Source organism: Streptomyces sp. NPDC002018 (assembly GCF_042890865.1).
In the GTDB taxonomy this organism is placed as follows: domain Bacteria; phylum Actinomycetota; class Actinomycetes; order Streptomycetales; family Streptomycetaceae; genus Streptomyces.
This window is the reverse complement of record NZ_JBIASO010000014.1, coordinates 129,385-149,323: the sequence shown is the minus strand read 5'-3', so window position 1 is coordinate 149,323 and position 19,939 is coordinate 129,385. Positions and strand designations below refer to the sequence as shown.

At 73.3% G+C, this 19,939-nt stretch carries 12 protein-coding genes; 8 read left to right on the top strand and 4 right to left on the bottom strand.

Translation table 11 applies throughout. The features are described 5' to 3' along the window. The first annotated feature begins 182 nt into the window (after positions 1–182). From ACFYYH_RS23535 to ACFYYH_RS23515, 5 genes are all read left to right on the top strand, one after another. Complete coding sequence (locus ACFYYH_RS23535) at positions 183–3,281, top strand: family 78 glycoside hydrolase catalytic domain (protein WP_388554321.1); 3,099 nt, start codon at positions 183–185, stop codon at positions 3,279–3,281. After that, positions 3,278–4,615 (top strand): ABC transporter substrate-binding protein, encoded by a 1,338-nt coding sequence (locus ACFYYH_RS23530; protein WP_388554318.1) that lies wholly within the window; start codon positions 3,278–3,280, stop codon positions 4,613–4,615. The genes ACFYYH_RS23535 and ACFYYH_RS23530 overlap by 4 nt, the downstream gene beginning before the upstream one ends. Beyond that, a complete protein-coding gene (locus ACFYYH_RS23525; protein ID WP_388554315.1) occupies positions 4,612–5,727 on the top strand; it encodes a carbohydrate ABC transporter permease in 1,116 nt (371 codons plus the stop codon). The genes ACFYYH_RS23530 and ACFYYH_RS23525 overlap by 4 nt, the downstream gene beginning before the upstream one ends. After that, positions 5,724–6,617 carry a carbohydrate ABC transporter permease gene (locus ACFYYH_RS23520; protein ID WP_388554312.1) on the top strand — a complete coding sequence of 298 codons (894 nt, stop codon included), beginning with the start codon at positions 5,724–5,726 and terminating at the stop codon, positions 6,615–6,617. Before ACFYYH_RS23525 ends, ACFYYH_RS23520 begins: the two co-directional genes overlap by 4 nt. Positions 6,618–6,711: 94 nt before the next feature. Next, positions 6,712–11,130 (top strand): hypothetical protein, encoded by a 4,419-nt coding sequence (locus ACFYYH_RS23515; RefSeq protein WP_388554309.1) that lies wholly within the window; start codon positions 6,712–6,714, stop codon positions 11,128–11,130. A 30-nt stretch (positions 11,131–11,160) separates the two neighbouring features. Here the strand turns inward: ACFYYH_RS23515 and ACFYYH_RS23510 are convergent, their stop codons facing one another. The 3 genes from ACFYYH_RS23510 to ACFYYH_RS23500 form a co-directional block, all read right to left on the bottom strand. Then, entirely contained in the window at positions 11,161–12,612 is a 1,452-nt protein-coding gene (locus ACFYYH_RS23510) for an FGGY family carbohydrate kinase (protein ID WP_388554306.1), read from the bottom strand. Positions 12,613–12,792: 180 nt separating this feature from the next. Then, positions 12,793–13,809, bottom strand: coding sequence for a 2-hydroxyacid dehydrogenase (locus tag ACFYYH_RS23505; RefSeq protein WP_388554303.1), 1,017 nt, complete (start codon positions 13,807–13,809; stop codon positions 12,793–12,795). Positions 13,810–13,939: 130 nt separating this feature from the next. Then, positions 13,940–14,725 (bottom strand): DeoR/GlpR family DNA-binding transcription regulator, encoded by a 786-nt coding sequence (locus tag ACFYYH_RS23500; protein WP_388554300.1) that lies wholly within the window; start codon positions 14,723–14,725, stop codon positions 13,940–13,942. A gap of 368 nt (positions 14,726–15,093) precedes the next feature. Here ACFYYH_RS23500 and ACFYYH_RS23495 point away from each other — a divergent pair, with 368 nt between their 5' ends. Both ACFYYH_RS23495 and ACFYYH_RS23490 read left to right on the top strand, forming a co-directional pair. Next, positions 15,094–16,578, top strand: coding sequence for an FGGY-family carbohydrate kinase (locus ACFYYH_RS23495; RefSeq protein WP_388554297.1), 1,485 nt, complete (start codon positions 15,094–15,096; stop codon positions 16,576–16,578). Continuing rightward, positions 16,575–17,210, top strand: coding sequence for a histidine phosphatase family protein (locus ACFYYH_RS23490; protein ID WP_388554294.1), 636 nt, complete (start codon positions 16,575–16,577; stop codon positions 17,208–17,210). Before ACFYYH_RS23495 ends, ACFYYH_RS23490 begins: the two co-directional genes overlap by 4 nt. A gap of 232 nt (positions 17,211–17,442) precedes the next feature. Here ACFYYH_RS23490 and ACFYYH_RS23485 read toward each other — a convergent pair whose 3' ends face one another. Beyond that, on the bottom strand, positions 17,443–18,039 hold the full coding sequence (locus ACFYYH_RS23485; RefSeq protein WP_388554292.1) for a TetR/AcrR family transcriptional regulator: 597 nt from the start codon (positions 18,037–18,039) through the stop codon (positions 17,443–17,445). Positions 18,040–18,163: 124 nt separating this feature from the next. Between ACFYYH_RS23485 and ACFYYH_RS23480 the strand changes: the two genes are divergently transcribed. After that, positions 18,164–19,138 (top strand): quinone oxidoreductase family protein, encoded by a 975-nt coding sequence (locus ACFYYH_RS23480; RefSeq protein WP_388554289.1) that lies wholly within the window; start codon positions 18,164–18,166, stop codon positions 19,136–19,138. Positions 19,139–19,939: the final 801 nt, after the last annotated feature.

The window sequence follows — 19,939 nt, the reverse complement described above, 5'->3', positions numbered from 1 at the left end:
AGTGCGTCGGTAACACTCTTGACACCTCTCGCGGGGGGCTCATAGTCTCCACGCCACAGAATTCACGTTAGATTTCACATTCAAAGGGGGGCGTCTTCACGGCCGGCGGGTGACGACCGGCGGACGAACGGACGAACAACCGACGTGATGCGCCGTTCCCGGCGCGCGGGAAGGACGTGCTCGTGTTCCTGCGTCCCTACGCCCTGCGATGCGACCACCGCACCGCGCCGCTGGGAATCGACGAGCCCGCTCCGCTCCTCTCCTGGCGTCTGGCGTCCGGGCGCCACGGGGACGGTCCGGCCGCGTACCGGATCCGGGTCGCCGAACGGCCGGAGGACCTGGACGACGGCGGCCGGCCCCGCTGGGACACGGGCCGGGTCGACGATCCGGACGCCGTCGGCGCCCTGTACGCGGGACCCGCGCTCCGCCCCCGTACGCGCTACCACTGGCGGGTCGCCGTATGGCCGGCCGGGACGGCGGAACCGGCCGAGGCCACCTCATGGTTCGAGACCGCGCTGTCCGTCGGACGGCCCGGGGCGCCACCGGGTGCGGTGCCTGACGCGCCACCTGGTGCGGTGCCGGGCGGGCTCGGCGCCGTACCGACTGTCGTACCGGGCGGCGCACCGACCGGCGTAGCGGCCGTCGCGCTCACCGTCATCCCGTCCGGCACTCCGTCAGGGTCCGGGCCCTGGCGGGCCTCCTGGATCGCCCACGATCCCCGCCCCCTCCCCGTGATGGACGCGCCGACCGAGGGCGAGCGCGCCCTCGACGACCACGGGCTCGCCCCCTGCCCCCTCTTCCGCCGTGCCTTCGCCGCCACCACCGCCACCCGCGCCCGGCTCTATGTCAGCGCCCGCGGGCTCTACGAGGTCCGTCTCAACGGGATCCGGGTCGGCGACGCGGAACTCGCGCCCGGCTGGACCGACTACACCCGCCGGATCCAGTACCAGACGTACGACGTGACGGAGCTGATCGGGTCCGGCGAGAACGTCCTCGCGGCGACCGTCGCCGACGGCTGGTGGAGCGGATTCGTCGGCTTCGAGCCGCGCAGGGCCGGAGCCCACTACGGCTCGCACCCCCAGTTCCTGGCCGAACTGCATCTCCTCGACGCCCACGGCCGCACCACCACGATCGTCACCGACGACCTGTGGCACACCCGCACCGGAACCGTCCGCCACGCCGATCTGCTCATGGGCGAGTGCCACGACCTGCGGTACGCGGCGGACGGCTGGGACCTGCCGGGCTTCGACGGCTCCGACTGGTCACCGGCCCTGATCGCGGACACCGACCACCGGCTGCTCGTGGCCTCCGTGGACGAACCCGTACGGGCGACGGCCGAACTGCGCCCGCGCTCGGTCACCCGCCTGCGTGACGGTGTCCATGTCGTCGACTTCGGCCAGAATCTCGCGGGCCGCGTAAGGCTCCGCGTCGAGAACCTCGCCCCCGGCGCCCGGGTCGTTGTACGCCACGCCGAGGTGCTGGACGGTACGGGCGCGCTCTACACGGCGAATCTGCGCACCGCCGCCGCCACGGACGTGCTGATCGGCGACGGCCGCGCGTCCGCCGTGTTCGAGCCGCGCTTCACCTATCACGGCTTCCGGTACGCGGAGATCAGCGGAGTCGCCCGGCTCGGAGCCGACGATGTCGTCGCCGTGGCCCTGCACAGCGACACCCCCTGGACCGGCGCGTTCGACTGCTCGGACCCCGACATCCGGCGCCTGCACTCCTGTGTGGGCTGGGGCCAGCGGTCCAACTTCGTGAGCGTGCCCACCGACTGTCCGCAGCGCGACGAACGGCTCGGCTGGCTCGCCGACGCCCAGGTCTTCCTGCCCACGGCCGCGCTCAACGCCGATGTCGCCGCCTTCTTCACCAAGTGGCTGCGCGATGTGGACGACGCGCGCACCCCGGACGGCGGCTTCACCAATGTCGCGCCCCGCCTGGTCGGGGTCGCCGACGAGGGCGCCCCCGGCTGGGCCGACGGAGGTGTGATCATCCCCTGGCATCTCTACCGTACGTACGACGATCCGCGCTTCCTCTCCCGCGCGTTCCCCGGGATGCGTGCCTGGGTCGACCTGATCCACCGTCACAACCCGGATCTGATCTGGCGCCGGCGCGTGGGGCCGCACTTCGCCGACTGGCTCGCGCCCGGTACGCCCACCCCGCGCGATGTCATCGCCACCGCCTACTTCGCGCACAGCGCCCGTCTCACGGCCAGGGCCGCCGACGTCCTGGGACAGCGGGACGCCGCGGACCGCTACCACCGGCTGGCCGCCGACATCCGCGAGGTCTTCGTCGAGCGGTTCGTCACCACCGCCGACGACGGCGCCACCGTACGTGTCGCGGGGGACACCCAGACCGGTTATCTCGTCGCGCTCGCCTTCGGCCTGCTGCCCGAGGACGGCGTGGACGCCGCCGCGCACCGGCTGGCCGAACTGATCGAGGCGGCGGGTCCCGCCCTCCGGACCGGCTTCCTCGGGGTCGCGCTCGCCGCACCCGTGCTCGACGCGCACGGACGGGCCGACCTCGCCCACGCGCTGCTGCGGCGTACGGAGGTGCCCTCCTGGCTCTTCCCGCTGCGCCACGGGGCCACGACCATCTGGGAACGCTGGGACGGCTGGACCCCCGCGGCGGGGTTCCGCGCCCCGTCGATGAACTCCTTCAACCACTACGCGCTCGGCTCGATCGGCGAATGGCTCTACCGAGGGGTCGCCGGGCTCGACCAGAGCGCGGACTCCACCGGATACCGGAAGCTGACCATCCGGCCCCGGCCCGGCGATCTCACCCACGCGAGCGCCCGGTACGAATCCGTTCGCGGCACCGTCGCGGTGAACTGGCGGCGCGACGAGGACCGTTTCCACCTCGACGTCCAGGTGCCGCCCGGGGCCACCGCCGAGGTGCACGTGCCCACCTCCGACCCGGCTTCGGTCCGGTTACCGGGTGCGGAACCGACGGACGGTGGCCAGGGCCGGGGCCGCTGCGGTGGCGGTGGCGGTGGCGGCCGCGCGGACGAGCGTGACCGCGGCTGCGCGCATGTCTCGTTCGTCAGGGCCGCTCCCGGCCACGCCGTCTACCGCGTCGCCTCGGGCCGTCACCGCTTCACGGCCGTCCTCCCTCCGGCGAACCGGCCCCCGGGCGGCCCCTCGGGGACGGCGCCCGAGCCGCGCGCGTACGCCCTCACGCCCCCGGCGGACCGGTCGCGGCCGGGCCTCCCCCCGGGGCGGCGCCCACCCAGCCCGGCGGCGCCGTCGTCCGCCGGCTCCCACGAGGAGGACACACCATGACCACGGGTTCTCGCAGCGCACCGGGCTCCGTCCCGGACCCGGGCACGGCAGGCCGGGCGGGTATGGTCAGCCGCCGGGGGTTCCTCCGTACCGGCGGGGGCGCCGCCGCCGTCGCCGCGCTCGCGCCGGTCCTCGCCGCCTGCTCCGGTCCGGGCGGCGGCTCCGGACAGATCCGTCTCGTGGGCGTCGCCGACCAGCAGAAGCCGGTGGACGAGCTGCTGGCCGTGTACCGCGAGAGCCACCCCGACGACCGCTTCAGCACCTCCTTCGCCCCCACCGACCAGGTGCAGACCGTCGTACGCACCCAGCTCGCCGGCGGCAACGCGCCCGATGTCCATGTGCTGTTCCCCGGCAGCGGCAGCGCGATGTCGATGGTCGAGCTGGCCAGGGCGGGGCTCCTCACCGACCTCGGGGACCAGAAGTGGACCGAGGGCATCCCGGAGAACTTCGACGCCGCGTACCGGTACGAAGGCGGAACGTATCTCTATTCGGCGGGCAGCTCCGTCATCGGAGCCGTCTACAACAAGAAGGTCTTCGCCACGGCCGGGGTGCGCCCGCCCAGGACCTGGGCCGAACTCCTCGACGTCTGCGCCCGGCTGAAGGCCCGGGGCGTCGTGCCGATCGCACTCGGCGCCCAGACCCCCTGGGTCACCCAGCTCATCACCTACGCACTCGTCCCCAACGCCGTCCACGCCGAGAACGCCGGTTTCGACGGGGAGATGGCCGCCGGGCGCGCCACCTTCGCCAACTCCGGCTGGGCCGACGCCCTGGGCAAGTACCAGGACCTCCAGCGCCGGGGCTTCTTCAACGCCAACCCCAACGGCACCACCTTCGAACAGCAGACCGCGCTGGTCGCGGGCGGCAAGGCGGCCATGGCCGTCCAGGTCTCCGCCGTCCTGTCCACCTTCCGCGCCGCCGCGGCCTCCCCCGGCGACCTGGGCATGTTCCCCTTCCCCGGTGGCGACGACCCCGACCGGCTGTGGATTCCGGCGGGCATCGTGGTCGGTCTCGGCGTCGCCGCCCGCGCCAAGAACACCGCCAGGGCCAAGGAGTTCATCGCCTTCCTGGGGCAGCAGGAGAACATCGACCGCTGGGCCACGGCCGTCTCCGCCATACCCTTCAAACGCGGTCCCTCCACGAAGACCGATCCCGTACTGGACCCGTTCCTGCCCATCATCGACTCCAGTCGCGCCGTTCCCTTCATGGACCAGAGCTGGCCCAACGCCGAGGTGCAGCCCGCCCACTTCGCGGCCGTCCAGGACCTGCTCGCGGGAAGGACGGACGTCAGGGGCGCGCTGGGTCGGATGGACGAGGCCTACGGGAAGAAATCATGAACTCCCTGCCCAGGGGCACCGCTTCGGGCACCGGCACGGACAGCGACGCCCCCGGAAAGGACGGCGGGAGCGGCGGCGGGAAGAGCGCCGGGAAGAGCGGCGGGACCGGCGGTGGGAGGAGCGGAGGGAGCGGGAGCGGTGACGGGACCTCCGGGGCGGGCGCTCCGGGCACGGCCACCGGGACGGGACGCCAGGGCCGCGCCCGCCGGCGCCCGCTCCGGCTCCGGCTCCGGCTCCGTGGCGACGCGACCGTCCCGCCCTGGATCTTCGTCGTCCCCGCCCTCGCCGTCTACGCCGTCGTCGTGCTCTACCCGAGCCTCGCCGGTGTGGTCTACGCGTTCACCGACTGGTCGGGCGTCGGCGCCTTCTCCTTCGTCGGCCTGGACAACTTCCGTACCCTGCTGGACGACGACCGCGCCCTGGAGTCCGTCGGCAACACGCTTCTGCTGACCCTCGCCGTGGTCGTCGTCCAGAACGGCGTCGGTCTGCTGCTCGCGCTCGGCGTCAACGCCGAAATCCGCTCCCGGTCGCTGCTGCGCGTGATCTTCTTCGCCCCCGCCGTGGTCAGCCCGGTCATGGTCGCGTTCCTGTGGAAGTACGTCTACAACCCCGACAACGGGGCCGGTCTCAACGCGGTCCTCGGCGCCGTCGGCCTCGACCGTCTGCGCCAGGACTGGCTGGGCAACCCCTCGCTGGCGCTCTGGTCCGTCGCCGCGATGGTCGTGTGGCAGTACGCGGGGTACTCGATGGTGGTCTTCCTCGCCGGACTCCAGGGCGTGCCCGCCGAACTCCACGAGGCCGCCAGGATCGACGGCGCGGGCGCCTGGCAGCGCTTCCGCCATGTCACCTGGCCGCTGCTCGCCCCGGCGCTGACCATCAATCTGATGCTGTCGACCATCGGCGGCCTCAAGCTCTTCGACCAGGTCTACGCCGCCACCAACGGCGGCCCCGGTACCGCCAGCGAGACCCTGTCGACCGTGCTGTACAAGGAGGCCTTCGTCTTCGGGAAGTTCGGCTACAGCACCGCCGTCGCCCTGGTCCTCGCGCTCTTCGTCGCCGCCGTCTCCCTGGTCCAGCTCCGCTATCTGCGTGCCCGGGAGGTTACCGCGTGAGCACCACCGCCCCGACCCCGAGCACCACTGCCCCGGCTCCGGCCCCGGCTCCGCCCCGTGGACCGAAGCGCCGCCCCCGGTACGGGAGTTACGGCCTCGAACTGCTGATGACCGCCGCCGCGGCCGTCTTCCTCTTCCCCGTGTACGCCCTGGTCGCCCTGGCGATGAAGGACCCGCGCCAGATCGCGGAGTCACCGCTGTCCCCGCCCCTCCCGCCGACCTGGGCCAACTTCGGCAACGCCTGGTCCTCCGCGTCCCTCGGCCCCGCCCTGCTCAGCAGCACGGTCATCACCGCCGCCAGTCTGCTGCTGCTCATCGCCCTCGGTTCCACGGGCGCCTACTACCTCGCGCGCCGCGCCCGCGGACTGGGCTACGGCCTCTACATCCTCTTCCTGCTGGGTATCGTGCTGCCCTTCCAGCTCGGGATGATCCCGCTCTACAGACTGGTCGACGGACTCGGCTGGCTCGGCACGTACCACGGCATGGTGCTCTTCTACACCGGCATCCAGTTGCCGTTCACCGTGTTCCTCTACACCGGCTTCATCCGCGCCCTGCCGCCGGACTACGCGCAGGCCGCGCTGATCGACGGCTGCGACCACCGCCAGGCGTTCACCCGCGTCGTGTTCCCGCTGCTGCGGCCGATCACCGGCACCGTGATCATCCTGAACGCCGTCTTCATCTGGAACGACTTCTTCACCCCGCTGCTCTATCTGGGCGGTTCGGGCAAGGAGACCGTCCCCGTGGGCGTCTTCTCGTTCGTCGGCCAGTACGTCTCCGACTACGGTCTGGTCTTCGCCGGTCTGGTCCTGGCGGCGCTGCCCGTCCTGGTGGTCTTCCTTCTGCTCCAGCGTTATGTGATCAAGGGCTTCGCGGGCGGACTCAAGGGCTGACGCCCGACGGGCCGGCCGCCTGGAAACGGTCGTACGGCCCGAGCGCCCGGGGGCCGCGGTGATGGGGGGGCTTCAGAGGATCGAGGACACGGTCATGACGTACGGACGGCTCCCCGCGGACATCGAGGCGGTGCTGACGCGACCGCCGCGCGCCTACTCGCCCACCGCCATCTGGTGGTGGAGCGGTGAACGGCTCGACCGCGCGCGCCTGCGCGACCAGCTCGAACGCTTCGCGGAGGGCGGGGTGTTCCAGCTCGTCCTGCTCAATCTCGCCCCGTCGGGACCGCTGTTCGGCTCCGACGCCGACGATCCCCCGTTCCTGTCCGAGGCCTGGTGGACCCTGGTCGAAGGCGTGTGTGACGACGCGCGGGCGCTCGGTGTCCGCCTCTGGTTCTACGACCAGCTCGGATTCTCCGGCGCCGATCTCCAGGCACGGCTCGTCGACGAGGAGCCCGCCCACGCGGGCCGCCGTCTCGCACGGGTCCGCGCGGTGGTCGACGGGACGGGCGGAGAGCTGCGCTGCCCGGCGCACGGACAGCCGCTCGCGGGCAGCGCCGTACCCCTCGACGCGCGGGGCCGGCGTACGGGACCCCCGGTCCCGCTGCCCGTGGACGGCCGGGCCGTACGGGCGCCGGGCCCGGGGAAGTGGCGTCTGACGCTCCATCACCATGTGCCGGTGGGCTTCGACTATCTCGGCGAGGACGCCTGCGCGGCACTGCTCGACCGGGTGCACGGGGCGTTCGAACGACGGCTCGGCGACCGGCTGGGGACCGTCGTCGCCGGGTCGTTCCAGGACGAACTGCCGACGCTGCCGACCTGGTCGAACGGGTTCGCCGAGGCGTTTCGGCGGCATCACGGCTATGACCTCACCGAGTGCCTCGACGCGCTCTACACGGACGCGCTCCACGGGGACGGGCTGTACGCGGACGCGACCCGCGAGGACGGGCCCGACGGGGACGGGCTCCGCGCGGACGCGCCCCACGGGAACGGACCGTACGAGGACCGCGCGGGGCCGGACGTCCACCGGATCCGCCACGACTACCAGCGCACCCGCGCCGAACTCGCCGAGGAAGCGTTCTTCCGGCCCCTCGCCGCCTGGCACGAGCGCCATGGGCTGCTCGTCGGCTGCGACCAGCAGGACCCCGCCCGCGCCGGACACCCCGTCGGCGGTGTCGAGCTGTACGCCGACTACGCCCGTACCCACCGCTGGTTCTCCGCCCCCGGCTCCGACCACCACGGCGACGCCCGTATCCACTCCTCGCTCGCCCATCTCTACGGCAGGCCGCGCACCTGGATCGAGGCGTTCCACTCCACCGGCTGGGGCGGCACACTGGAGGAGACGTTCGACTGGCTGCTGCCCTGGCTCCGGTCCGGCGCGACGCTCTACAACCCGCACGCCGTCTACTACACGACCAAGGGCGGCTGGTGGGAGTGGGCACCGCCGGGCACCGACTGGCGTCAGCCGTACTGGCGTCACCACCGGGTCTTCGCCGACGCCGTGACACGGCTCTGCGCGATCCTCAGCCTCGGCCGCCATCTCTGCGACACCGCGATCCTGCTGCCCACCACCACGGTGCAGGCGGGCACGGCGCTCGACGGGGTCTCCGGGGCGGCGGCCGGGGCCCAGGCGGCCTATCTGGAACTCGTCGGGGACATGACCTGGTTCCACACCCGGCCCGGTGTGTTCGACCGGCTCGGTCTCGACGTCGATGTGATCGACGACGACTCGCTCGCGCGGGCCCGCGTGCGGGACGGGCGTGCCCGCGTACGGGACGAGGGGAGCGGGGACGGAGGGAGCGGGGACGGCGGTGTCGTGCGGCTGTGTGTCGCGGACGAGAGCTACGCGACGGTCGTGCTCCCCGCGTGCACGGTGCTCGAACTGGACACCGCGCGCCGGCTGGTCGAGTTCGCCTCGGCGGGCGGCCGTCTGATCGCTCTCGGCGCCCTCCCCGAACAGGTCGTCGGCCCCGACGACACGGCCACCCTGGACAAGGTGCGTGACGAACTGCGCGCGTGCTTCGCGGAGGGCCGGGCCGTTCTCGTACCGTCGGCGGCCGGTCTGGGCGCGGCGCTCGGCACGCCCCGTCCGGCCGTCCGGGCGCCGGTCCCCGCGCTCGCGCGCCGGGTGGACAACGCCACGGTGGTGTTCCTGACCGCCGCCTCGCCCCGCGCGACCCGCGCGGCGGTGGCCGCCCCCGACGGGCGCGGCGCCGCCCTCGGCTGGCTCGACGCGCGCTACGACTTCGACCCCGCCCGGTACGCGCGCACCGCGCGGGTACGGGTCCGTGACGCCGGGGGCCCGGCCGTACTGGTGGATCCGTTCGGCGGCCCGCCCCGGACCCTGCCGGTCGAGCCGGCCGGGGACGAACCGGGGGCCGTGGACATCGAGGTGCCCTTCGACACCGGTCCCGCGGCGCTGCTCGTCCTGCCCGCACGCCCCTCGTCCACGCCGGGGTCCGAATCGGCCACGGCCGCGCCGGAGATGCCCCGGCAGCCGTCCGGTTCCGTCCCGGGGCCCGGCCCCGGGGCCGCGCGGACGGTGGTCGAGATCCCGGCGGAGGCGGAGTGGGAGATGACACTCGTGCCGACCCTCGACAACACCTGGGGCGACTTCGCACGGCCCGCGACCCCTCCGCCCGGCCGCCCGCTCCCAGCCCCGCTCCCCGGTCGGCCCGACGGTCCTTCCGGCAGTCCCTCCGGCAGTCCTTCCGGCAGTCCTTCGGACGGCCGCCGCGACGGCTCTCGCGGCGGCCTTTCCGAGACCGCCCCGGCGGTCACCGAATGCCGTACGTTCCGGCGGGGTGACGCCGGGGGCCCGGCCGGGCCCCCGGTCCACGCGACCTTCGGACCGCGCGCGGTCGTGCTGGGCGCCGGTGACGACATCCGGGCGACCCTCGTGTGGTCCGACACCCGGGGCATCCACAAGGATCCGGTCCACCGCGAGGTCCTCGGCCCCAAGGGGCATGTGCCGGAGGAGTTCGTCCATGTCGGTCCCACGGGCGCCGGTGAGACGGCGCGCGTACGGTCCGATCTGCTGCTGGACGAGGACTTCGACGGATATCTCGCGGTCGGGGCCCCGGCGGCGAAGACGGTCCGGCTCGGTGGCGCCGCGGTGGAACTGGACGACGGCGGCCATCTCGCCCTGGGGCCCGTCCGGCTGGCCGCCGGCCGCCATCTCCTGGAACTGGATCTGACGCCTGATCAGGACCTCGATCTGCGGGCGCACATGGCGCTCGTGCGCGATCCGGACCGCTACCGCCGGCCCGAGTGGATCCTCGCGGGTGGTCCCCGCGCGAACACCGGCGGCCGGGACACCGTCGGGACGACCCTGACCCTGGCGACGGTGCCGGGCCGGGCGGTCGTCCAGCTCGCGGCACGCGGCCGGTGCGTCCTGCGCGTCAACGGTCATGTCGTCGGCAGGCAGGGCGGGTTCGACCCGTACGCCGAGCACGCCGTACCGAGGGTGCGACGGCACGAGGTGGCGGCGGCCCTGCGCGCCGGGGACAACGAGATCACCGTGGAGACCGCCGGCGGCGACGATCCGGCCGTCCTGGTGGACGCGGTGCTGTACGACGACCATGACCGCGTGTTCGCGACCGCGCACAGCGACTCCACCTGGTGGTCAGGTCGGGGGAGCGGGAGCGTGGGTGAGGGTGAGGGTGAGGGTGAGGGCGGAGACGGGAGTGAGGGCGGTGGGAGCGGGCGGACGCCGGTCGTGGTGCGCCGTCGGCAGACCGGTGACCCGGCCGCGCTGTATCTCCGCCGCAGGCCGCACCCCCTGCCCGGTGCCGCCTGGCTGGACCCGGACGCCGACGACGGCACGGTGGTGCCGGTCGGCTTCGCGGTGCCGGGGGACGGCGCCGGGGAGGAGTGGCTGTGGTGCGAACTGCCCCCGGGCACGGTCCGGTTGACGGTGGGCGCGTACGGTCCGACCAGTGTCTTCGTGGACGGCCGGGAGACACCGGCGACCCATGGCGCCGACGTCGGTGGCGTGCACACGGTGACCGTGGATCTCCCTGCCGAGGGTCCCCGCGGTCCGCGTACCGCCGCTCTGCGCGTGCTCACCCGTCCCGGCCGCAGGGACGGCGCGGCCCTGGCCGGTCCCGTGCGCTGCGAGGTCGGCCCGGGGCTGATCCGGACCGGCGACTGGGAGACCCGAGGCCTCGCCGGGTACAGCGGCGGGGTGCGCTACCGCCGTCGGGTGATGGTGCCCGCCGAGGCCGCGGGGGCGGCCGGGGACGGACGGCTGGTCCTCGATCTCGGACGGGTACGCGGCACGGCGGAGGTACGGATCGACGGTGTCGAGGCCGGGGTGCAGGTGTGCGCTCCCTATGTCTTCGATGTCACGGGAGCGCTCGGGCCCGGCGCGCATACGGTCGAGATCACCGTCTTCGGCACGCTGGCGCCGTATCTGGACGCGACGAGCCCGACCCACTTCGTCTTTCCCGGGCAGCGGGTCACGGGCCTGATGGGCCCGGTACGGCTGCTGCTCGGCCCGGCCGAGGTCCCCTGAGGGCGCGCCGGTGTGGACCGGCGGTAGGGGTCAGCGGCCGTCCGCCGGCCCGCGCCGGCGTGCCCGCGCGCTCTCCACCCGGAACAGATAGTCGGCGTAGGCCTGTTCGTAGAACTCCACCCCCGCCGGATCCGGGTCCACCACCGCGTCGGGCACGGTCCACGCGGCGGTGTCCAGCCCGTGTCCCAGCTCCGCGCCCCGGGCCGCGACCGCCGCGAGCACCGCGCCCCGCGCGCCCGGTTCCGGTCCCCGGGCGACCCGCAGCGGACGGCCGAGCACATCGGCGAAGACGCGCAGCCACGCCAGGCTGCGCGCGCCGCCGCCGCAGACGGCCAGTTCACCGGTGAGCCCCGCGGCCTCCAGACAGTGCCGGGCCGCGAAGGCGATCGCCTCGCACATGCCCCGTACCAGATCCGCGCGAGAGGCCCGCAGATCGAGTCCGGTGAACTCCGCCCGCGCGGTGGGGTCCACGAAGGGCGCGCGTTCGCCGGAGGGCGACAGATAGGGCAGCGCGGCCACCCCGTGGGCCCCGCGCGGAGTCGTGTCCAGCAGACCCGAGACCTGCTCGTGGGAGGTGCCGGTGAGACCGAGGACCCAGTCGAGCGCGACCGTCCCGGTCATCGCGGGCAGGGCCCGCAGATGGCGGTCGGGGCGGGCCGTGGCGAGATGGAACCCGACCGGGTCCTCGTCCAGGGCGACCCGTTCCACCATGACCTGGCAGGCCAGCGTCGTCCCGACGATGAGCAGACCGTCCCCCGGTTCGCTCACCCCCGCGCCGAGCGCGCACGCGGGCAGATCGTACGGACCGGAGCTGACCGGGGTTCCCTGGGCGAGCCCGGCGGTACGGCCGGTCGCCTCCCCGTACGGCAGCGTGGCCGCGATGGGGGGCAGCAGCCCCGCGCGGTGTCCGAGTCCCAGGGCCGTCAGGACATCGGGGGAGTAGGCGCGGGTGCGGGGGTCGAGAAAGGGCACCGACGCGTCGGACAGATCGGTGCCGCGTTCGCCCGTGAGCCGCAGATGGAGGATGTCCTTGCAGCTCGCGGCGGTGGTGGCCGTGTCCAGGGACTCCGGCTCGTTGCGGTCGAGCCAGGCCAGGAGCGGGCCGGGGGAGCCGGGGAAGAGGACATTGCCGGTGTGCCGGTACAGCCGTTCCGCCGTGCCGTCGGCCATCCAGCCCGCGACGAGATCACCGGCCCGGCCGTCCATCCAGGACAGCGCGGGCCGTACGGGCCGTCCCTCCGCGTCCGCCAGCCACAGGCCGTCGCCCTGGCCGGTGAGGGCCACCAGAGCGGGGGTGCCGCCCTCGGTCACCGCGCCCAGGACGCGGGAGGCGGCTCGTACCACCTCTTCGACATCCTGTTCCACCCGGTCGCCGCGTCCGCCGAGCGAGATCGGTGTCGATTCCACGCGCAGCGCGGTGCCGTCCTCGTCGAAGGCCGCCGCCTTCGCGACCGAGGTTCCCATGTCCAGGCCGACGAACACTGTGTAGCCCCTTCCCTGACTTCCCCCGACTCGGCTGACGCTCTCTCAACTCCGCTTGGTGCTGTGGACCTGTGCCTGTGGACCTGTGCCTGTGGACCTGTGCCTGTGGACGTGTGCCTGTGGACGTGTGGTGCCTCTGGGCTTGCTCCTGGCGCCTGCGGGCCGGCGGGCGCTCCCGCGTCACACGACGCGGTGGGCGAGTGGTTCACCGCGCAGGAACCGACCGACCTCGGCGGCGGCGACCCGCGCCGCGTGGTGCGCGACCGACTTGTTCGCGCCCGCGAGATGGGGCGTCATGACCAGCCGGGGAGCCGTGCGCAGCCGGGAGCCCGGCGGCGGGGGTTCCACCGCGAACACATCGAGTCCGGCCGCCGCAAGCCGCCCCGACTCCAGGGCGTCGCACAGGGCGTCCTCGTCCAGAAGGGCGCCCCGCGCGCAGTTGACGACCACCGCGCCCTCGGGGAGCAGGGCGAGTTCGCGGGCGCCGAGCAGACCGCGGGTCTCGGGCGTCAGCCGCGCGTGCAGCGAGACGACGGACGAGCGGCCCAGCAGTTCGTCCAGAGCGGCGACGGGCGTCCCCACCTCGCGCAGGGCCTCCGGGTCGGCGTAGGGGTCGTACACCAGGACCTGGGAGCCGAGGGCGGTGAGGGCCCGTGCCACCCGGCTGCCGACCGCGCCGCAGCCGATCAGCCCGACGGTCGCCCCGGCGAGGCCGGGCCCGCAGTTGTCGTACGTGTAGAACTCGCCCGCCCAGTGCCCGGCGGCGAGCGCCGCCGAGGTCTCCGGGATACGGCGCATCGTGGCGAGCAGCAGTCCGACGGTGTACTCGGCGGTGGCGGCGGCGTTGCGCCCCGGGGTGTTGCAGACCCGCACCCCCCGCTCCTTCGCCGCGTCCAGATTGACGTTGACGGGCCCGCCCCGGCCGACGACGACCAGCCGCAGCTCCGGTGAGCCGTCGAGGACCTTCCTGGTCACCGGCGCCATCTGGGTGACACAGACCTGGGCCCCGCCGAGCGCGGCGAGCAGTGTCTCCTCGTCCCCCGACGCCTCGTCCACCTCGGAGACCCGCCCGAAGGGGGTGAGCGGCCAGGGCAGACGCAGCGGGTCGACGGTGTGGGCGGTGCCGATCTGGGCCGTCAGCTCCCGGGTGAGCAGTTCGGGGGCGACGAAGTGGTCGCCCGCGGCGAGGATTCTCATCGGCCAGGTCTCCTTGACGGTGGATCGGCCCAGGGGTGACGGAGCGGCCCGGGGGCGGGGGCGGGGGGAGTGCGGAGACGGGGGAGTGCGGAGGCGAGGGACGGGCGGGGCCCGGGTGGGGGCGGGGCGCTCAGGCCGGGGCCAGTTCGTACCGGACACCGCTCTCGTCGAGGGCCCGCAGGGCCTCCGGCGGGGTGCGGTCGTCGATCAGCACCAGGTCGAAGGAGGAGAGCGGGGCCAGCCGGTGCAGCGCGGTACGGGCGAGCTTGGAGTGGTCGATCATCAGCACGGTGCGGCCGGCGGACCGGAGCATCGCGCGTTTGACCGCGACTATGCGCTGTTCCTGGTGGAAGGCGTAATCCCCGTACACCGACGAGGTGGACACGAAGCACAGATCCACCCGCAGCGCCTCGACGGCCTCCACGCACGGCACCCCGAGGAAGGAGTCGTGCAGCGGGTCGTAGTCGCCGCCCAGGGCCATCAGATGCAGACCCCGTTCGTCGGCCAGCAGGTTCAGCGCTTCGAGGAAGTTGGTGACGACGGTCAGCGGCTCGACCCGGGGGAGGAGTCTGGCCAGTTCCAGCGCGGTGGTCGAGTCGTCGATCATCACGGACATACCGGGTTCGACCAGGGTGAGGGCCTTCGCGGCGAGAGCCTCCTTCTCCGCCCGCATCGAGTTCTTGCGGTAGGCCACATTGCTCTCGAACACGCCGGAGGGCTGTGCGGTCACACCGCCCCGGAACTTGCGCAGGACGCCTTCGCGTTCGAGTTCGTCGATGTCCCGGTAGATCGTCATCGGACTCACACCGAACCGCTCCGCCAGGTCCGCCGCCGATGCCGACCCCTCCGTCAGCACATGGTCGGAGATCTCCCGGCGCCGTTGTATGGGGCCCCGCTGGCTCTTGTCCTGTGACATTCCCGGTCCTGTTCCGATCCGTCGTGCACGGGACAGGTGAGGACGTGCGTGCTCCTCCGCCCGAGACACCTCATCAATAACATGAAGCTCTGAGGATATAACATAGATTGTTGATGTACCGTTCGGCAGTGTTCACCACGGGCGGCGATCGGGTCAACCCGTCGACCGATGCCGCCCCACTGTCCTCACCAGGTGAGACAAGGGAATCACGGCCCTGTGGACCCCTGTCCGCGCTCCCTGGTGCATCATCGTGTTCGCCATGTGAAAAGTAACGTGAGATCGCCGGCGGACGACGAGAAGACGACCGGCGGGCGACGGGACGTGGAAGGCGGGACGCTGTGACGGACACACGCCACAAGGACGTGTGGATGGGAATCGACCTGGGGACGCAGAGCGTGCGTGCCCTGGCCGTCACCGACGACGGACATGTCCTGGGCCGGGGCTCCGCCCCGCTCACCGGCCACCGCGACGGCAACCGCCATGAACAGCTCCCGGCCGACTGGTGGGAGGGCGCGCGCGCCGCCGTCCGCCGGACCCTGCGGACGCTCTCCCCCGCGCGGGTGCGGGGAGTGGCGGTGTGCGGCACCTCGGGCACCGTCCTGCTGACCGACGCCCGGGGGACCCCCCTGACACCCGCGCTGATGTACGACGACGGCAGGGCCGCGGACGAGGCACGGGACGCGCAGGAGGCGGGCGACGAGGTGTGGCGCGCGCTCGGCCACCGCATCCAGCCGACCTGGGCCCTCGCCAAACTCCTCTGGCTCACCCGCGCCGGGCACGAGGAACGGCGTACCGGCGTCGCGTCGGGGCTCAAGGGCGCCCGCGTCTGCCACCAGGCCGACTTCATCACCACCCGGCTCGTCGGACGCCCGGTGCCGACCGACTCCAGCCATGCCCTGAAGACCGGCTACGACCTGCACACCCGCACCTGGCCCACGGCCGTCCACGACCGGCTGGGGCTGTCCTGCCTCGACTTCCCCGACGTCGTGGCCCCCGGCACCCGGCTCGGCACGGTCTGCGAGGAGGCGGCGGCCGGTACGGGGCTGGCCGAGGGCACCCCGGTCGTCGCGGGGATGACCGACGGATGCGCGGCCCAACTCGGCTCCGGCGCCTGGGGAGTCGGGCAGTGGAACAGCGTCCTCGGCACCACCCTCGTCCTCAAGGGCGTCACCGAGACTCCGCTCCACGATCCCGCCGGTGTGCTCTACAACCACCGCTCACCGGACGGACACTGGCTGCCCGGCGGTGCCTCCAGCGTCGGCGCGGGCGCCCTGACCCGCGCCTTCCCCGGGGCCGATCTCGCCCGGCTCGACCGGCTCGCCGCCGAGCACGAACCGGCGAGCGTCGTCGCGTACCCCCTGGTCTCGCGCGGGGAACGCTTCCCGTTCCTGGCACCCGACGCGGAACCCTTCGTCCTCGGCCGGCCGGCCGACGACGGCGACCGCCACGCCGCGCTGCTCCAGGGCGTGGCACTCGTCGAACGGCTCTGTCTGGCCTATGTCCGCTTCCTGGGCGCCCCGGCCCGGTCGCCGATCGCGTTCACCGGCGGTGCCACCAGCAGCCCGTACTGGAACCAGCTCCGTGTGGATGTCCTCGGACTGACCGCCACGATCCCCGAGCACACGGACTCGGCGCTCGGGATGGCGGTGCTCGCGGCGCACGGGGTACGGGCGGAGGGCGCCACCGCGCCGCTGTCCGCCGTACGGGGCATGGTGCGGGTACGGACGATCCTCGATCCGCGACCGCAGGTCAGCCGGCGCTTCGCCGAGCCGTTCGGCACGCTGGTGGACGCCCTGGAACGACGCGGCTGGCTGCCCCCGGAGACGGCCGCCTACGCACGGGAGCACGGATGACGGCCTCGGCGCCCGGGGACCCCGCCTCCACGACACTCTTCCTGGCCCGGCACGGGGAGACCGTCTGGCACGACGAGAACCGCTACACCGGGATCAGCGACATCGCTCTGACGCCGCGCGGCGCCGAGCAGGCCGACGGGCTCGGCCGCTGGGCCGCCCGCGCCGGGCTGGACGCCATCGTGACCTCCCCCCTCTCACGGGCCCGCCGCACCGCCGAGCCCGCCGTCCGTGCCACGGGTCTGGAGCCCGTCGTCGAACCGGACCTGAGGGAGCTGGACTTCGGTGTCGCCGAGGGCCGCACCATCGCCGAGCTCGAAGCCTCGTATCCACGGGAGGTCGCGGACTTCCGCCGTGATCCGGCGGCCCATCCGCTGCCGGGCGGCGAGGACCCGAAGGCCGCCGCCGCCCGGGGCGCCGCCGCGCTGCTCCGGCTCGCGGAGAGCCATCAGGGCCGCCGGGTCCTGGCCGTCGCGCACAACACCCTGTTCCGGCTGGTGCTGTGCCGGCTGCTCGGTATCCCCGGGAGCGAGTACCGACGGGTGCTCCCGGGGATGCGCAACTGCGCGGTCACCGAATTGCGGGTGTCGCGGGGGCGGGCCGCCCTGATCTCGTACAACCTGCCGACCGGGTAGGGCCTCTCGTTTGGATCTTGCCGGGCTCGCCCAGATGCAAACGAAAGACCCTGGGCGGATCCGTCACCCGCCGGTCCGTCGGCCCCTTGTGCCGTCCTGTCGGGTACGGGCGGGGCCGTCGGCATCGGGACACCGGCCAGGAACGGGAGCGGCGACTCCTCCTCCTGGTCGAGGTGCGCGTGCAGCTCCCGTGTCATCCGGTCCCGTTCGGTACGGAACCGCAGCGGATCCGTCAGTGTGCGAGCCGGAGATGGAGCAGCGAGATGTCCAGCGCGGCTTCCAGATGCGCGCTGCTGCCGGTGGACATCAGGATGGTGACGCCGCCCTGCACGGCCGCGACGATCGCGGCCGCCGTACGCCCGGCGTCGAGGCCGTCGGCGATCAGACCGCTGCGCTGCATTCCGGTGATGCCCACGCGCAGTTCGTTCTGCCACTGTTCGATGAGCTGTCCGGTGACCGCCTGCGCGGCGGGGGTGCTGCGGCCCAGTTCGGTGATCAGCACACCGAGGGGGCAGTCCATCCCCTGCCGCTGGTAGCGCCGTACGACCGCGTCCCGCCAGGACTGCCACGCGTCCCAGGTGGTCAGCCGGCCGAGATGCGGCTGCTGGTCCTCCAGGACGCGCTCGGCCTCCCGTTCGGCGACGGCGAGCAGAAGCTGCTCCCGGCCGTCCGGGAAGTAGTGGAAGAGCTGGCCCTTGCTGGTGGCGGTCCTGCGGCAGACATCGTCGAGCGTGACGGCCGGCACGCCGCGGTCGCGGATCTCGGCGGCGGCGCCCTCGATGATCCGCTGCCGGGTCGCGACTCCCTTGGCGGTCAGCGTTCTCGCCATGTCGGCCGTCCTTCCGGAATCCGCGAGCGCCCCGGGGAGCCCCACGTCTGGACTTGCCGGTCCATTCTAATCGCGTGAGGGTGGGGCTGTCGACCGAGGAGAACCGAGGAGAGGGGTGTCGGCCATGCGCGCGATCGTCATCGAGGAACTGGGCGGTCCGGAGGTGCTGAAGCAGGCCGAGCGGCCGTCTCCGGTACCTGGTCCGGGAGAGATCCGGGTGGACATCACCGCCGCGGGCGTCAACTTCATGGACACCGGGACCCGCCGCTTCGGGCCGCCGGACGGCGGGGTGCCGCTCGTGCCGGGGGTCGAGGGGGCCGGCCGGGTCTCCGCGCTCGGCCCGGGGGTCAGCGGCTTCGCGGTCGGTGACCGTGTGGCCTGGGTGTACGCCTACGGCAGCTACGCCGAACAGATCGTCCTGCCGGCGGCCATGGCCGTACCGCTCCCGGCGTCCATACCGGACGAGGTGGCGGCGGGCATCATGATGCAGGGCCTCACCGCCCACCACTTCGTGACCGAGGCCGCGCCGGTCCGGCCCGGCGACGTCACGCTGGTGCACGCGGCGGCCGGCGGTCTCGGCCAGCAGCTCACCCAGCTCATCAAGCGCCGGGGCGGCACCGTCATCGGTCTGGTGTCCAGGGAGGCCAAGGCGGAGGTCGCGCGGGCCGCGGGCGCCGACCACGTACTGGTCTCCACCGGCGACCGGTTCGTCGAGGACGTCGAGAAGCTGACGGGCGGCGAGGGCGTGCACACCGTCTACGACGGCGGCGGCGAGACCACCTTCCGCGCCTCCCTGAGCGTCACCCGCCGGCACGGCACCGTGCTCTACTACGGCCCCTTGATCGGCCGGTCCCCCGTGGTCACCCTGCGCGAACTGCCCAACAGCGTCAAGGTCTGCTATCCGGTCTTCCGGGACCACATCCCGACGCGCGAGGCCCTGCTCGCCCACACGGCCGAGATCTTCGGCCTGATCGGGACGGGACGGCTCAAGGTCTCCATCGGCGAGCGGTATCCCCTGGCCGAGGCGGCGCGGGCCCACCGCGATCTGGAGTCCCGCGCGACCACGGGCAAGCTGCTGCTCCTGCCTCGGCCCGAGTGAGCGTCCGGTGCGGTTTGGGCCCGGGGTTGGGCCCCTGAGCCCTGGCCCTGGGCCCCCGGACCGGTCATGGCGTGGGCCGGGTGCTCGCGTGGCGGATCCCCACGGGCGGCAGGTGTGTCCGGGGGCGGTCCGGTCGCCGTGCGTCCGGCGGTCCGGGTTCAGGCGGCTCGACGGGCGGGAGCAGCGGCGGCCCCGCGCGCGGGCGCGGCGGGGCCTCAGGTGTGAAAGGCTTGTAGGGAGGGGCAGTTACTCGCCACACTTGTCGTCGGGGCCGAGGTGTTGTGTCCGCCTGTGAAGCCTGTGAAGCCGGTGGGGCTGTGGGGGAGACGGGGGGCGATGGACAGCGCGACGCTGATATTCCGTTGTGGTGGGCTGCTGGCGGGAGGGCTGCTCCTGGTGGCCTGCTCGGGGGACGCGAAGACCCCGGAGCCGCAGACCCCGCCGTCGAGTTCGGCCACCGGCCGGGCGGGCGGAGACAGTGACCCGGACCCCGGGGACGGCGCAGGTCCCACTCCCTCGGCCACGCGCCTCGACTTCACCCCGGACCCCGGCCGGGCGCCGAGGACCCGCGCGGAAGGTCTGCGGCTGGCCCGTGCCGTGGCCGGGTCCCCCGGTATGTGGGGCCCTGGTTATGTGGCCCGCGACCCCTTCGAGAGCGCCTCCACTTCCTGGCCCGTACTGGACGAGAACTGCGTGTGGCAACGCCGGGCCGTTCCCGGCGATGTGCTCGCCAGCCTGACCCGCTCCAGCGAACTTCCCGCACAGGGGGGGCAAGGGCCCCATCCGGGTCGCCGCCACGGT